This is a genomic window from Arthrobacter sp. EPSL27 (assembly GCF_001512305.1).
Lineage (GTDB): Bacteria > Actinomycetota > Actinomycetes > Actinomycetales > Micrococcaceae > Arthrobacter.
This window is the reverse complement of record NZ_LNUT01000003.1, coordinates 318,223-332,917: the sequence shown is the minus strand read 5'-3', so window position 1 is coordinate 332,917 and position 14,695 is coordinate 318,223. Positions and strand designations below refer to the sequence as shown.

Annotated in this window: 10 protein-coding genes; 1 reads left to right on the top strand and 9 read right to left on the bottom strand. The window is 69.4% G+C overall.

Annotated elements, in window-relative coordinates; all coding sequences use genetic code 11:
- Nucleotides 1-2: 2 nt before the first annotated feature.
- The 7 genes from narJ to AR539_RS03555 form a co-directional block, all read right to left on the bottom strand.
- Nucleotides 3-623, bottom strand: coding sequence for a nitrate reductase molybdenum cofactor assembly chaperone (gene narJ, locus AR539_RS03585; RefSeq protein ID WP_066432612.1), 621 nt, complete (start codon nucleotides 621-623; stop codon nucleotides 3-5).
- Nucleotides 620-2,332, bottom strand: coding sequence for a nitrate reductase subunit beta (gene narH / locus AR539_RS03580; protein WP_066432610.1), 1,713 nt, complete (start codon nucleotides 2,330-2,332; stop codon nucleotides 620-622). The genes narJ and narH overlap by 4 nt, the downstream gene beginning before the upstream one ends.
- The gene (locus AR539_RS03575; RefSeq protein WP_066432608.1) at nucleotides 2,332-6,042 is read right to left on the bottom strand and encodes a nitrate reductase subunit alpha; all 3,711 of its coding nucleotides are present in this window, start codon (nucleotides 6,040-6,042) and stop codon (nucleotides 2,332-2,334) included. Before AR539_RS03575 ends, narH begins: the two co-directional genes overlap by 1 nt.
- Before the next feature lie 84 nt (nucleotides 6,043-6,126).
- On the bottom strand, nucleotides 6,127-6,876 hold the full coding sequence (locus AR539_RS03570; protein WP_066432606.1) for a LamB/YcsF family protein: 750 nt from the start codon (nucleotides 6,874-6,876) through the stop codon (nucleotides 6,127-6,129).
- Nucleotides 6,867-7,742, bottom strand: coding sequence for a hypothetical protein (locus AR539_RS03565; RefSeq protein WP_066432605.1), 876 nt, complete (start codon nucleotides 7,740-7,742; stop codon nucleotides 6,867-6,869). Before AR539_RS03565 ends, AR539_RS03570 begins: the two co-directional genes overlap by 10 nt.
- A gap of 113 nt (nucleotides 7,743-7,855) precedes the next feature.
- The gene (locus AR539_RS03560) at nucleotides 7,856-8,446 is read right to left on the bottom strand and encodes a hypothetical protein (RefSeq protein ID WP_066432603.1); all 591 of its coding nucleotides are present in this window, start codon (nucleotides 8,444-8,446) and stop codon (nucleotides 7,856-7,858) included.
- A 78-nt stretch (nucleotides 8,447-8,524) separates the two neighbouring features.
- Nucleotides 8,525-9,901: an NAD-dependent succinate-semialdehyde dehydrogenase gene (locus tag AR539_RS03555; RefSeq protein ID WP_066432600.1), complete on the bottom strand. Its 1,377-nt coding sequence runs from the start codon at nucleotides 9,899-9,901 to the stop codon at nucleotides 8,525-8,527.
- 226 nt (nucleotides 9,902-10,127) lie between these two features.
- Here AR539_RS03555 and AR539_RS03550 point away from each other — a divergent pair, with 226 nt between their 5' ends.
- A complete protein-coding gene (locus tag AR539_RS03550; RefSeq protein WP_066432597.1) occupies nucleotides 10,128-11,480 on the top strand; it encodes an MFS transporter in 1,353 nt (450 codons plus the stop codon).
- Nucleotides 11,481-11,534: 54 nt separating this feature from the next.
- Here the strand turns inward: AR539_RS03550 and AR539_RS03545 are convergent, their stop codons facing one another.
- Nucleotides 11,535-13,865 carry a glycoside hydrolase family 65 protein gene (locus AR539_RS03545; protein WP_066432595.1) on the bottom strand — a complete coding sequence of 777 codons (2,331 nt, stop codon included), beginning with the start codon at nucleotides 13,863-13,865 and terminating at the stop codon, nucleotides 11,535-11,537.
- Nucleotides 13,866-13,937: 72 nt separating this feature from the next.
- Nucleotides 13,938-14,675, bottom strand: coding sequence for an HAD family hydrolase (locus AR539_RS03540; protein WP_066432593.1), 738 nt, complete (start codon nucleotides 14,673-14,675; stop codon nucleotides 13,938-13,940).
- Nucleotides 14,676-14,695 lie beyond the last annotated feature (20 nt).

Genomic DNA, 14,695 nt, shown 5'->3' with positions numbered 1-14,695 from the left:
GGTCATGCCCCCTGCACCGGCAGCAGCCGGGGGTCGTAGGGGTCCAGGCCCACCGCTTCGGTGGGCGGGCCGTAGCCGGCCATCCGCATCACGGCCTGCTCGTCCGCGGGCGATTTCCCCGGCAGGGTGGCGCAGACGGCCTGCAGGATTTTGGCGTGCGGAAGTTTGTCCCGGAGCAGTCCGAAACGGAGCATCTCCAGGCTGGCCCGGAAACTGGCCAGCAGCCCGCGGCCGGCGGCAAGGTCCACCAGGGCGGCAAATTCCAGCACCATGGGCAGGTAGTCCGGCAGCTCCCCGCGGGTGTCCACCAGGGCGTCGCTTTGCCGGTAGGTCTTCTTGAAGTTGCCCAGGACTTCGCCGCGGCGCCGGGTGTCCCCGTCGGTCCAGTAGGACAGGTGCAGGGCGTGGCGCTTGCCGAGGTCGAACTCGCGCACGTAGCCGGCCTGGCTGTCCATCAGCGGCTTAGTCTCCAACGCGTCCAGCACCTCCTCGAAGTCGGCGGCGGCGTGGGGGAACTCCGCGAGCGCGGACCGCATCAGCGGCACCCTGCCCAGCAGGTCTTCGTCCGGGTAGGACAGGCACCACGCGGCGGCGAGGTACACCACCTGTTCGCGGCGGCTCATGGCTGGTCCTCCGCCGCCGCCAGGGTGTCCGGTTCCGGCCCTTTCTCCGGAAACAGCGCTTTCTCCGGGAACAACCCGGGAGGGGACCCCGTCCCGTCCCAGTTCAGCAGGTTCACCCGGCCGCGGAGGGTGGCCTCCCCCGGTGCGGAGCCGGACGTCTGCCGGTCGCGCAGCGCGTTGAAAGTCTCCACCGCCACCGGGACGGGCCTCCCGCTGGCCTCACCGAACGGTGCGGAATCCTGCATGCCGGGCCCGCCGTCGAAGTCCAGGGAGCAGCCCATTTCCTCCAGGTCGTGGGCCTGTTCCACGTGAGCCTTCGGGATGACGTAGCGTTCCTCGTATTTTGCGATCGCCATCAGCCGGTACATCTCGTACATGCTCTGGCCGTCCATCCCGACCGCCTCGGGGATGGACTCGTCGGGGTCGTTGCCGAGGCTGATGCCGCGCATGAAGGAGCGCATCGCCGCAAGCTTCCGCAGCACCGCCGTGACCCGGCCGGCGTCCCCGGCGGTGAAGAGTTCGGCCAGGTATTCCACCGGGATGCGGAGCGCGTCGATCGCGCCGAACAGGTTGCCGGCGTCCTCGCCGTCGTGCCCTTGGTCCCGCAGCAGGTCCACCACCGGGGACAGCGGCGGCACGTACCAGACCATGGGCATGGTGCGGTATTCGGGGTGCAGCGGCAGCGCCACCTTGTAGACCTTGGCCAGGGCGTAGACCGGCGATCGCCGGGCGGCGTCGATCCAGTCCTCCGGGATGCCCTGCGCCCGCGCCTCGGCCTGCACGGCGGGGTCGGCCGGGTCCAGCAGCACGTCCATCTGGGCGTCGTAGAGCTCCTGCGGGTCGGTGACCGCCGCGGCCGCGGTGACGGCGTCGGCGTCGTACAGGAACAGTCCGAGGTACCGCAGCCGGCCCACGCACGTCTCCGAGCAGACCGTCGGGAGCCCCACCTCCACCCGCGGGTAGCAGAACGTGCACTTCTCGGCCTTGCCGGTCTTGTGGTTGAAGTAGATCTTCTTGTAGGGGCAGCCGGTGACGCACTGCCGCCAGCCGCGGCACCGGTCCTGGTCCACCAGCACAATCCCGTCCTCCACCCGCTTGTAGATGGCCCCGGAGGGGCAGGAGGCCATGCAGGACGGGTTCAGGCAGTGCTCGCAGATCCGCGGCAGGTAGAACATAAAGGTCTGCTCGTAGGCGAACTTGATCTTGTCCTCGGACTCGCGCCGGACCTTTTCCACCAGCGGGTCCAGGTGGCCGTGCTCGGCGGAACCGCCCAGGTCGTCGTCCCAGTTCGCGGACCACGTGATCTTCGTGTCCTCGCCCGTGATCAGAGACTTCGGCCGCGCCACCGGGAAATCATCGCCCAGCGGCGCGTCCACAAGGGTTTTGTAGTCGTAGGTCCACGGCTCGTAGTAGTCCTTGAGCTCGGGCTGGACCGGGCTGGCGAAGATCCCGAGCATCTTCCTGACCCGGCCGCCGCCTTTGAGCACCAGCTTTCCGCGCTTGTTCAGCACCCAGCCGCCCCGCCACTTCTCCTGGTCCTCGTAGCGGCGCGGATACCCCTGGCCGGGGCGGGTTTCCACGTTGTTGAACCAGACATATTCGGTGCCCGCACGGTTGGTCCAGGCCTGCTTGCAGGTCACGGAACAGGTGTGGCAGCCGATGCATTTGTCCAGGTTCATGACCATGCCCATCTGAGCCATCACTCGCATCAGTACTGCACCTCCTGGGAACGACGCCGGACGGTGGCCACCATGTCGCGCTGGTTTCCGGTGGGGCCAAGGTAGTTGAATGCGTAGGCCAGCTGCGCGTACCCGCCGATCAGGTGCGAGGGTTTGACCAGCAGCCGGGTCACGGAGTTGTGGATGCCGCCGCGCCGGCCGGTGGCCTCGGATTTGGGCACGTCGATGGTGCGTTCCTGCGCGTGGTGGACGTAGACCACGCCGGCCGGCATCCGGTGGCTGACAATCGCCCGTGCCACCAGGACGCCGTTGATGTTCGTGCACTCCACCCAGTCGTTGTCCCGGACCTGGATGGCGTCGGCGTCGGCGGGGCTCATCCAGACCGTCGGGCCGCCGCGGGAGAGCGAGAGCATCAGCAGATTGTCCTGGTATTCGGAGTGGATGGACCATTTGGAGTGCGGGGTCAGGTAGCGGACCACCACCTCCATGGCCCCGTCCCGGCCGAGTTTGGGTTCGCCGAAGAGCCGGTGCATGTCCAGCGGCGGCCGGTAGATGGGCAGGGCCTCGCCGATGTCCCGCATCCAGTCGTGGTCGAGGAAGAAGTGCATCCGCCCGGTCAGTGTGTGGAAGGGCTTCAGCCGCTCGATGTTGATGGTGAAGGGCGCGTAGCGCCGGCCGCCGGTCTCGGACCCGGACCATTCCGGCGAGGTGATGACGGGAACCGGGGCGGCCTGGGTCTGCGCGAAGGTGATGAACTTTTCCTCCGACCCCTCGGACAGGTCGGCCAGCTTCCTCCCGGTGCGGACCTCCAGGTCCTTGAAGCCCTGCACGGACAGCGCGCCGTTGGTGGTGCCGGAGAAGGCCAGAATGGCCTCGGCCATTTTCGCGTCGGTGTCGATCGCGGGCCGGCCGTCCGCGGCGCCGCCCAGCATCACCCCGTTGGCGCGGCTCAGCCGGTCCAGCGCTCCGGCCAGTTTGTAGGTGACGTTCTTGACGGTGAAGCCGAGTTTGTCGGCCAGCGGCCCGACGGCGGCCAGCTTGTCCGCGATGGCGGTGTAGTCCCGCTCCACGACGGAAAAGACGGGCATGTTCTGGCCCGGAACCGCGGGAATGGACGTGTCCCGCCAGTCGCGCACCGTCCCGCCGGGCTGGGCCAGCTGCCCGGGGGTGTCGTGCTGCAGCGGCACGCTGACCAGGTCCCGGCGGACCCCCAGGTGGGTCTTGGCCATCCGGGAGACCTCCTGGGCGAGGAGGTGGAACATCTCGAAGTCCGTTTTGGTCTCCCACGGCGGGTCGATCGCCGGGGTGAAGGCGTGCACAAAGGGGTGCATGTCGGTGGAGGACAGGTCGTGCTTCTCGTACCAGGTGGCGGCCGGAAACACGACGTCGGACAGCAGGGTGGTGGACGTCATCCGGAAGTCCGCGGAGACCAGCAGGTCCAGCTTTCCTTCCGGCGCCCGCTCGTGCCACTTCACGTCCCGCGGTTTGAGCCCCGCGGCGTGGTCCTCGCCGAGGACGTTGTTGTGGGTGCCCAGCAGGTTCCTCAGGAAGTACTCGTTGCCCTTGGCCGATGAGCCGAACAGGTTGGAGCGCCACAGCACCAGAGTCCGCGGCCAGTTTTCCGGGGCGTCGACGTCCTCGATCGCCGGGTTCAGGGTCCGGTTCTTCAGTGCCTCCGCGATGTAGCCGGGGGTGTCCTTCGCGGTGCCGGCGGCGACGGCGGCTTCCGCCTCGTCGGCGAGGTCCAGCGGGTTGCGGTCGAACTGCGGGTAGAAGGGCATCCAGCCGAGCCGGGCGGACTGGGCGAGGGCGTCCGCGGTGTGCATGCCGTCCAGGTTGCCGGTGGAGAGCGGGGATTTCAGCGCATCGGCGGAGTAGCCGTCCTGCCGCCACTGGTCCGTGTGCATGTACCAGTAGCCGGTGCCGATCATGGTCCGGGGCGGCCGGGACCAGTCCAGGGCGTTGGCCAGCGACAGCCAGCCGGTGACAGGCCGGGTCTTTTCCTGGCCCACATAGTGCGCCCAGCCGCCGCCGTTGCGGCCCAGGCAGCCGGTCAGCATCACCAGCGCCAGCACCGCCCGGTACGTGGTGTCCCCGTGGAACCACTGGCAGATCCCGGCGCCCATAATGATCATGGACCGGCCCTGGGACTGCTCGGCGTTGCGGGCGAATTCACGCGCCACCCGGATGCAGGCCTTGGCCGGGACGGAGGTGATTTCCTCCTGCCAGGCCGGGGTGTAGGGCGTGGCGGCGTCATCGTAGCCGGCGGCCCACTCCCCCGGGAGCCCGTCGCGGCCCACGCCGTACTGGGCCAGCATCAAGTCGAACACGGTGGTGACCAGCTGGCCCTCGACGTCCAGGACCGGCACGCCGCGCCGGAGCACGCTGCCGTCCCCGCCGGCGTCCTCAAAGCACGGCAGCAGGATCTCGGCGCTCTCCGCGGACACCTCGCGCAGTGACAGTGCGGGGTCGATCCCCTCGAGGTCCAGGTTCCATTTGCCCTCGCCGCTGCCGGAGTACCGGAAGCCCAGGGAACCGTTGGGGACCACCGGGCGGCCTGCCGCCTTGTCGAACAGGACGGTGCGGAACGCCGCGTCCTCCGCCCCGGTTTCGGCGCGCAGGTCCTTGGCGGTGAGGAACTTCGCCGGGGTGAGCGAGCCGTCGTCGCGCCGTTCCAGCCGGACCAGGAACGGCAGGTCCGTGTACTGGCGGACGTAGCCGGTGAAGAACGGCACCTCGCGGTCGACGAAGAATTCCTTGAGCATGACGTGCCCCATGGCCATGGCCAGCGCGGCGTCGGTGCCGGCCTGCGCGGGGAGCCACTCGTCGGCGAATTTGGTGTTGTCCGCGTAGTCCGGGCTGACCGTGACCACCTTGGTTCCCCGGTACCGCACCTCGGCCATCCAGTGCGCGTCCGGGGTGCGGGTGACGGGGACGTTGGAGCCCCACATCATGAGGTACCGGGCGTCCCACCAGTCCCCGGATTCCGGGACGTCGGTCTGGTCCCCGAACACCTGCGGGCTGGCCACGGGAAGGTCGGCGTACCAGTCGTAGAAGGACGTCATCACCCCGCCGATCAGCTGCATGAAGCGGGTTCCGACGGCGTGCGAGACCATGGACATCGCCGGGATCGGCGAGAAACCGGCACAGCGGTCCGGCCCGTAGTTCTTGATCGTGTTGACGTGCGCGGCGGCGGCGATCTCGATCGCCTCCTGCCAGGAGACACGGACCAGCCCGCCCTTGCCGCGGGCCCGCTGGTAGCGGCGGCGCCGCTCCGGGTCCCCCGCGACGTCGGCGAAGGCCAGCACCGGGTCGCCCAGCCGGGCCTTCGCCTCCCGGTACATCTCGACCAGGACGCCGCGCACGTACGGGAACCGGACCCGGGTGGGTGAATAGGTGTACCAGGAGAAGGCCGCCCCGCGCGGGCAGCCCCGGGGTTCGTATTCCGGGCTGTCCGGACCCACCGAGGGGTAGTCGGTCTGTTGGGATTCCCAGGTGATGATGCCGTCCTTGACGTACACCTTCCAGGAGCAGGAGCCGGTGCAGTTCACCCCGTGTGTGGAGCGGACCACCTTGTCGTGGCTCCAGCGGTCCCGGTAGAAGATGTCGCCCTTGCGGCCGCCTTCCCGGAACACCGCCCTGCCGTCGTCGGTCTGGTCCCATTTCGTGAAGAATCGGCCCAGCTTCAACATTGCATCCGAGGCGGGTCCGTCCAACCCCGCGGAGCCTCCGGCAGTCATGACCCCCAAGCTATGGGCCGCCCCGGGGGCCGGATAGGGCCTTACGGCACTGGCCGGCCGCCGGTCGGCCGGAGCCGGGACACCTTAGGCGAAGGACTCCAGTTCGACGCCGGCCTTCTCCAGGGCGTTGCGGACGGCGGCGGCCACCGCCACCGAGCCCGGGGTGTCACCGTGCAGGCAGAGGGAATGCGGTGTCAGTGTGAGCACCGTGCCGTCGACCGCCACGACTTCGCCCTTGAGGGCCAGGCGCAGCGCCCGCTCCACGACCTCCTCGGGATCGTCAATGACGGATTCCTCGTCCCCGCGCGGCACCAGCGTGCCGTCCGGCAGGTACGCGCGGTCGGCGAAGGCTTCGTGGAACACCGGGCTGCCCGCTTCCCGGGCGATCCCCAGCAGGGCGGAGCCCTCCAGTCCCAGGACAGGAAGGCCCGGATCGTAGGCCTGGATGGCGGCCACCACGGCGGAGGCCTGCTCGGCGTCGCGCACTGTCCGGTCGTAGAGCGCCCCGTGCAGTTTGACGTAGTCCACCGAAGCGCCCACGGCATGGGCCACCCCGTCCAGGGCACCCAGCTGGTACAGCACGGCGCCGAAGAGGTCATCGAACGTGATGTCCATGGCGCGGAGCCCGAAGCCGGCCAGGTCCGGGTAGCCCAGGTGGGCGCCCACCCGGACGTCCAGCTCGTAGGCCGCCCGGCACGTGTCCAGCATGGTCACGGGGTCCCCGGCGTGCAGCCCGCAGGCCACGCTGGTGCTCGTGACCAGCGGGAGCATCGCGGCGTCGTCGCCCATGGTCCATGTCCCGTATGACTCGCCCAGATCAGCGTTCAGATCCAAAACGTGCCGCCTTCCTGCTGTGATTCGTCCTTGGTGCCGGGGCGTGTGCCGTTGCTGCCGGCAGCCGGGGCTTTCGTGCCCTGCACCGGTTCCGCGCGGGGAATTTCCCCGGGGCCCCCGAGCTCGCCCGGGATGACGAGCGGCAGCGGGCCGAAGGCTTCTTTGGCGTTCGCGACGACGGCGCGGCCCATCACCCGGTTGCCCACCCCGCCAACGACGGCGCCGATGCCGAACGGCAGCGCCCGGCCCAGCCAGGCCGTGCCCTGCTGCTTCAGCAGGGTCCGGAGGAACATCGTCTGGATCCGCTCCCGGACCGTCCCGAATCCGGTGAGCGGGACCTTGCGGGAGAAGAGGGATCCCCAGGCCTGGGTGGGGCCCTTGCCCTGCCCCGCAGCCTGGCCGCTCAGGGAGCTCAGCAGTGCGGTCCCCTCCTCGCCCAGCATGATCGCCATGACCAGGGTGCTGGCCTTTTCGGGATCCACCAGCCGCACCCCGTGCAGTTCGGCCAGCGAGGTGGAGAAAAGCGCCGTCGCTTCGAGGAAACCCACGGTGGCGGCGGCCGAGAGGCCCAGCGCGGCAGCAGTTCCCACACCGGGGACCACCGCGGCGCCGCCCACCAGCGCGCCGCCGCCGGTGACGGCCAGGAGGTAGTCGCGTTCCAGCGCCGCGGCGAGCTGCGCCGCGGTGGCGTGCGGGTGCTTCCGCTGGAGCCGGCGAAGGTTGGCAAGGACCAGCGGGCGCTGGACTTCGACGGCCCGCAGGAGCACGTTGTGGACCCCGGGCTTGGGCTTGCCCTCGGCGTCGAACATCGCGTTGTGTGCCGATTTCTGCGCCATCTTCATTGCCGGGTTGCTGCGCTTGGCCATCGTCGCCTCTTCCGTGAACCATAAGTGAGCTGAGTTTTGTCCTGCGTTAACACTAGGCCACCTCCCCGCCTGCGCCCCGCCCGGCGGCACCTTGTTCGCCGTCGGCAGCGGCGTCAGAGCGCCCACGATTCAGCCACCGCCACAAATGCGGACGACGCCGGGCCCAGCGGCCCCGCGTACGCGGCCGCGGCGCCCGGCCATTCAACCCCGAATTCCGCGAGCCGGCCGGTGCTGCACGGCAGGTACACGTTGCTGAGCGCGGCGCTGGCGTCGCCGAGCTGGAAGTTGGGGGCGGCGAACTGCCGGCGGTCCAGGACCCCGCTGATATCCAGCTCGGCTTTCCGTCCGGTGGCGCGGAGTCCGCGCCCGGCGTCGATGTCGACGTCGAACTCGTCATGGGTGTGGCTGATGGTTCCCAGCGGGAAGCGGGCGGCCTCCGGAAAATGGCGGGTCAGCCCGGTGGCCAGCGCCGCGGCGAACGGCCCGCTGGTGCCGTAGCTCCGCCACCCCTGGAGGGTGGCGACCAGGAGGGCGTGGCCGGTGCCCCAGCGCGACCACTCGGCCATCCAGAAGGACGCGAAGCAGCTCGCCGGTTCGCCGGGGCGCAGCGTTCCGTCAGTGTCCACCGGGTGCAGCGCGAGTCCTGCGTTGGTGCCGATGAATGCCAGGCTGCGCCGCGCCGTCGCGGTGGCCGTTGTGTTCATGACTCGAGCCTATCCAAACGGCGGCGGTTGCGGCCTGAGGGTCTGGTCCGCAGACCGCAGCCGTGTCCGGAAAGGGTCCTACTTGGCGGGGGTCCGGATGAGTTTCTTGTTGACGAACTCATCCATGCCGAACCGTGCCAGTTCGCGCCCGACGCCGGAGCGCTTCACTCCGCCGAACGGCAGATCCGCCTGCGTTTCAGCCACGGAATTGATGAACACCATGCCGGTGTCCAAACGGTCCGCCACGTCCTTGGCCTTTTCGGCGTCGGCGCTGAAGACCGCACCGCCGAGACCGTAGGGCGATCCGTTGGCCAGTTCGATTGCCTCCTCCACACCGGCGACCTTGTAGATGACCGCCGCCGGGCCGAAGAGCTCTTCGGAGAACGCCCGCATCCCGGGCGTCACATTGGTCAGCACCGTGGGCTCGACGTAGGCGCCGGGGCCCTCGACGTGGTGTCCGCCGGTCCGCAGGGTGGCGCCCTTGTCCACGGCGTCCTGGATCTGCTCGATCAGCCCGTCGGCGGCGCTCTGCGAGGAGAGCGGGCCGAACCGGGTCTCGGCGAGGAGGGGGTCGCCGGGCTTGATCGCGGACATCCTGGCGGTGAATTTCTCCACGAACGCCTCGTACAGGTCTTCAACGACGATGAAACGCTTCGAGGCCGTGCAGGCCTGCCCGGCATTCCCCATCCGTCCGCTGACCGCTGCCTTAACCGTGGCGTCGAGGTCGTCGCTGTCGAGGACGATGAAGGGGTCACTGCCGCCCAGTTCCAGTACATACTTCTTCAGGTTCCTGCCGGCTACCTCGGCCACAGCCGAGCCGGCCCGCTCGCTGCCGGTGAGCGAGACACCCTGGACGCGGTCATCAGCGATCACCTCGGCAACCTGGTCGTTGCTCAGGAACAGGTTGATGTAGGCCCCTTCGGGCAGCCCGGCATCCTTGAAGATCTGCTCAATGGCGAGGGCGGACTGGGGGCAGCTGCCTGCGTGCTTGAGGAGGATGGTGTTGCCGAGGACCAGGTTGGGGGCGGCGAACCGCGCCACCTGGTAGTAGGGGTAGTTCCACGGCATGATGCCCAGCAGAGGTCCCACCGGCGCGGACCGGACAACCGCCTCGCCGCCGCCCTTGACGTCCAGGACCTCGTCCTTCAGGAAGGCCGGGCCTTCTTCCGCGTAGTAGTCGTAGATGTCAGCCACGAGACCTACCTCGCCGCGGGATTGGGCCAGAGGTTTGCCCATCTCCGTGGCAATCAGCCGGGCCAGCTCGTCCCGGCGTTCCCGGTACAGTTCGGCCACGCGGGCAATCACCTTGGTGCGGGCCTCCACCGGCGCTGCCTGCCAGTCGTCAAAGGCAGCCTTTGAGGCGGCAAGCGCGTGCTCAACCTCGGCCGCAGTGGCGAGCGGGAATTCCTTCAATGTTTCTCCGGTCGCGGGGTTCACTGTCTTGTAGGCAGTCATTGATCCACCATCTCCGTTTCTGAATAGTCCTGCTCGGTGGGGCCTGTGGCCGCCGCGTGGTCGCGGCCGGGCAGGCCCTGTGCGTCGGAACGGGCGGTCCGGAGGGATCGCCCGTCCCGGTAGGCGGCAACCCCGGTTCCCCGCCGGCTATTCCCTCCGGCTTCCCGGACCTGCAGGTTCGTTGGAGGGACCGGCCCTGCCGCGGGAGCGCGTTTAGACTGAATCCATGCGTTCCCTGAGGGCCCTCCGTCCGTTTGCGCACCGGGAATACCGTGTGTTGATTGCGGCCCTGGCCATCTCCATTTTCGGCTCGGGGATGTGGGCCGTGGCGATGGTCTACGAGGTGATCCACTTGGGCGGGGGTCCCCTGGAGCTCTCCCTCGTGGCGGCGGCCGGAAGCGTGGGCCTCGTGGCGTTTGTGCTGGCCGGGGGCATCGCGGCGGACCGGTTCCCGCAGCGGCTGCTGATCATCGCGGTCGAGGCGGCGAACCTCACCGTTATTGCCGCCATCAGCGGGCTGGCCATTCTGGGCTGGCTGCAGCTCTGGCACCTGGCCGCGGGAGCGTTTGTGCTCGGCGTCGGGGCCGCGTTCTTCTTCCCCGCCTACTCCGCGATCCTCCCCCGGATCCTGCCGCCGGAAGACCTGCTTGCGGCCAACGGCATGGAGGGGACCATGCGGCCCATCCTGCAACAGGCCGCGGGCCCTGCCGTCGCGGGCATCCTGGTGGCCTCGCTGTCCCCCGCCCACGCCGTGTCCGGGGTGGCGGCCTGCCACCTTCTGGCGTTCTGCATCCTCAACCTGCTCCGGCGGGGGCCGCTGCCGGCCGCTGCAGTCGGTGACGGCACGGCAGTCGGTGACGGCGCGGCGGGAGCCGCCGCCGGTGATGCGGGCCCGCGCGCCAAAACGTCCGTGCTGCACGACCTCCGTGAGGGGGTCAGCTATACGGCCCGCACGCCCTGGCTGCTCTGGACGCTGCTGTGGGCCTGCATTTCCGTGCTGTTCCTGATCGGGCCCATCGAGGTGCTCCTGCCGTTCGTGGTCCGCGACCAGCTTGGCGGGGATTCCCGGATGTTCGGCTTCCTGCTCGCGGTCCTGGGCGTCGGCGGCGCCGCGGCCTCGCTGGCCACAGCCTCTTTCCCGCTGCCGCGCCGCTACCTCACCGTGATGATGGTGAGCTGGGGCGCCGGCACCCTGCCGCTCGCCGCCGTCGGCATCATGGACAGCTTCTGGGCGCTGGCGGCCGCCCTGTTCATTTTCGGCGCCACAGGCGGGATGGGCATGGTGATCTGGGGAACCCTGCTGCAGCGCCGCGTGCCCCCACACCTGCTGGGCCGGGTCTCCAGCCTGGACTTTTTCGTCTCACTGGCCCTCATGCCCGTCTCCATGGCCCTCGCCGGGCCGGTCGCCGAGGTGGTGCCGGTGGAGCTCATTTTCCTGGTGGCCGGAACCGTGTGCCCGGTCATGGCCGCCGTCGCCATGGTCGCCGCGCGCATGCGGTCCGATGAACGCGCCCATCCCCTGGCTGACGGCCGCGAGGAAGCCCAGACGGACGCCGCAGAGCAGCACGGGGCCACCTAGCGCCGGTGTCCGGAGGGATCATCGGCGCCAGGTGACCCCCGCCGGGGTGGTGCATCAAACGGCCGCGCGCACCACGGGGATCGAAGCCGTCGGAAGTCCGCTGGGGAAGATGGTGGGCTCGGGAGCCGCAACCGGCGCCAGCGGAACCCGGACCGGGTCGCCGTCGGCCGTGACCAGCTCGCCGCGCACATCCACCTCGAGCGGCTCGCCCTCCCGCACGGTCAGGGTGAGGGCGTCCTTTTCCAGCTCCAGGTGCAGCAGCCGGCCCTGAATCTTCAGGTGGAAGGTCAGTCCGTCCCAGTCGGCGGGCAGCCGGGGGTCGAAGTACGGCACCGTGCCCTGGTCGCGCAGGCCCGCGAAGCCGCTGACCAGCGAGCTCCACACGCCGCCGGTGGAGGCGATGTGCACACCGTCGATCGTGTTGCCGTGGGTGTCGTCCAGGTCGATGAACGCGGCGTGGGTGAAGTGGTCCAGCGCGGCCTGGCCGTACCCCACCTCGGCCGCCATGATGCCCTGCACGCAGGCGGACAGGGTGGAATCGCCGGTGGTGATCGGATCGTAGAAGTCGAAGGCCCGGCGCTTCTCCTCGGCGGTGAAGTCCTGCCACTGCAGGAACATCGCCAGCACACTGTCCGCCTGCTTGAGCACCTGGTGCCGGTAGATCACCAGGGGGTGGAAGTTCAGCAGCAGCGGGTACTTGGACCGCGGCGTGCTCCAGTCCCACGGCTCCAGGGTCATGAAGTCGTTGTCCTGCGAGTGCACCTGGAGGTCCTCGTCGTACGGCAGGTGCATCCGGGTGGCGGCCTGTTCCCAGAACTCGCGTTCGGCGTCGTCAATCTCCGGGTGGTCCAGTGCCGCGGCGGCGCGCAGGTTAAACCGGGCCATGACGTTGGTGTACAGGTTGTCGTTGACCACGGCGGTGTACTCGTCCGGGCCCGTGACGCCGTGGATGTGGAACAGCCCGTCCTTGCCGAAGAAGCCCAGCGACGCCCACATCCGGGCGGTTTCGATCAGCAGTTCGGCGCCCAGGGTCTCCTGGAACGGCTCGTCGCCGGTGGCCCACATGTAGCGGTTCGCGGCAAAGGCGATCGCGGCGGCGATGTGGAACTGGGCCGTGCCGGCGGCGTAGTACGCGCTGGCCTCCAGCCCGTTGATGGTGCGCCACGGGAACAGGGCGCCGTCCACGCTGAGCTCCTTGGCGCGGTTCCTGGCGTCAGGGAGCATGGCGTGGCGGAACTCGAGGACCTGGCGGGCGTTGCCCGGGCTGGTGTACGTCAGGTAGGGCATGAGGTACACCTCCTGGTCCCAGAAGTAGTGCCCGTCGTAACCCGAGCCGGTGACGCCCTTGGCCGGAATGCCGGCGACGTCGGCGCAGGCCGTGGCCTGGGCCAGCTGGAAGAGGTTCCAGCGGACAGCCTGCTGGAGTTCGTCCTGCCCGGCGAGGACGATGTCGCCCGTGGCCCAGTAGCTGCGGTAGTGGGCCGCGCTTTCGGCGAAGATCTCGCCGAGCGGCTTGAGGCCCGCCTCGGCGTCGTCGGCCAGGTCTGCGGAGTCCTGCCCGACGGCGTAGCTGACGCTCTTCTCCAGCACGAACGGCGAGTCCGCGCCGACGGCCAGGACGTAGCGGACGCTGCTGTCGTCCTCATGGATCTGGGTGTCGAACGGCTGCACGCCGGCGCTGGTCCAGTGGTCCACGGCCATGCCGATGCGCTGCTTCGACTCCGCGGTCTCCCACGACAGGCGCAGCGAGCCGTCGCCGCCGTCGAGGCGCACGGGCAGCAGGACCCGGCCGGCATGGCGGCCGGAGCGCCGCGGATCGTGGGCCGAGTGGTCCTCCACCGGCTGGTCCTGGCGGTTGATGACGGAGGAGGTCACGTCGGCGGAGATGTCCCGGTCCGCGGCAACCTCCAGCGAAATACCGAGGGCGCCGCGGGATTCGTAGCCGACGGCGCGGCGTTCGGTGGTGGTCACGGTGGCTCCGGAGCGGCACTGCCAGACGATCCGGCACTCATAGATGCCGGTGACGAAGTCGACGCTGCGGCGGTAGTCCAGCACGGTGGACTCGGCCAGGGTGAGGGGTTCGCCGTCGATGATCACGGTGAAGTTGTTGGCGTCCGGGATGTAGAGGATCCGCTGGCCGGTGCGCGCGAAGCCGTAGGCGTTCTCCGCGTGCTTGATGTCCCAGGTCTCGTGGAAGCCGTTGATGAAGCTGCCGGGCAGGTCGACGTCGGCAGCGGCCCAGTGGGCGCCGCGGATGCCCAGGTGCCCGTTGCCCAGGCTGAAGAGCGTTTCCAGGGTGCCGGCGTTGCCGGGGAGGTGGACGGTCTCGACCAGCTGCCAGGGGTCATTGGGGAACCGGGCGCGGTCCGAGGTGATGAGTGCCATGGTGGGATTTCCTTCGAGGGCGGCGGTGAAAGGTCTGCGGTGGTGATTGTGGGGCCCGGCCGGGCCGGGGCGCTAGAGGAGTTCGTCGAGGTCGTTGACCACCAGGGTGGCGCCGGCGGCCAGCAGCGTCTGCCGGCCGGCGCCGCGGTCCACGCCCACCACGGAGTGGAAGGCTCCGGCACTTCCGGCCTGGACCCCGGAGACGGCGTCCTCAACCACGACGCACTCGCTGGCGGGCAGTCCCAGCAGCCGGGCGGCGTACTCGTAGGTTGCCGGGCTGGGCTTGCCGGGCAGCCCCTCGGTGACCGCGACGACGCCGTCGACCACCACCGGGAAGTAGTCCGAGAGCCCGGCGGCCTTGAGCACGGCGGGGGCATTGCGGGAGGAGGAGACGACGGCGACCTGGAGCCCTCGGGCCAGCGCGGCGTCGATGAAGCGCACGGAGCCCTCGTAGGGCTTGACGCCGCCGGCGGCCACGATGTCGTTGAACACCTTGTTCTTGCGGTTGCCCAGGCCGTGGACGGTGTTGTGCGCCGGGTCGTCGTCCAGCGGGCCCTCCGGCAGCACGATGTTGCGGGAGGCCAGGAAGTCCCGGACGCCGTCGAACCGCGGCTTGCCGTCGATGTGGTCGAAATAGTCGCTTTCGCGGTACCCGGGGGCCCCGGGGACGGTCGCGAGGAACCCGTCGAAAAGTTCCTGCCAGGCGCGTTCGTGCACCACCGCGGTGGGCGTCAGGACGCCGTCGAGGTCAAAGAGGATGGCGGAAGCGGTGGTCCAGCTCGGCGCGGCGCTGTTGGCAGTCTCAGTCATGGATCGGGGGTCCTTTCGTG

Excerpts from the sequence above, each read along its gene's own strand:
- AR539_RS03565 (WP_066432605.1), bottom strand. The coding sequence starts at position 7,742 with ATGGCCAAGCGCAGCAACCCGGCAATGAAGATGGCGCAGAAATCGGCA.
- narJ (WP_066432612.1), bottom strand. The coding sequence starts at position 623 with ATGAGCCGCCGCGAACAGGTGGTGTACCTCGCCGCCGCGTGGTGCCTG.
- AR539_RS03560 (WP_066432603.1), bottom strand. The coding sequence starts at position 8,446 with ATGAACACAACGGCCACCGCGACGGCGCGGCGCAGCCTGGCATTCATC.
- AR539_RS03550 (WP_066432597.1), top strand. The coding sequence starts at position 10,128 with ATGCGTTCCCTGAGGGCCCTCCGTCCGTTTGCGCACCGGGAATACCGT.
- narH (WP_066432610.1), bottom strand. The coding sequence starts at position 2,332 with ATGCGAGTGATGGCTCAGATGGGCATGGTCATGAACCTGGACAAATGC.
- AR539_RS03540 (WP_066432593.1), bottom strand. The coding sequence starts at position 14,675 with ATGACTGAGACTGCCAACAGCGCCGCGCCGAGCTGGACCACCGCTTCC.
- AR539_RS03545 (WP_066432595.1), bottom strand. The coding sequence starts at position 13,865 with ATGGCACTCATCACCTCGGACCGCGCCCGGTTCCCCAATGACCCCTGG.
- AR539_RS03575 (WP_066432608.1), bottom strand. The coding sequence starts at position 6,042 with ATGACTGCCGGAGGCTCCGCGGGGTTGGACGGACCCGCCTCGGATGCA.
- AR539_RS03555 (WP_066432600.1), bottom strand. The coding sequence starts at position 9,901 with ATGACTGCCTACAAGACAGTGAACCCCGCGACCGGAGAAACATTGAAG.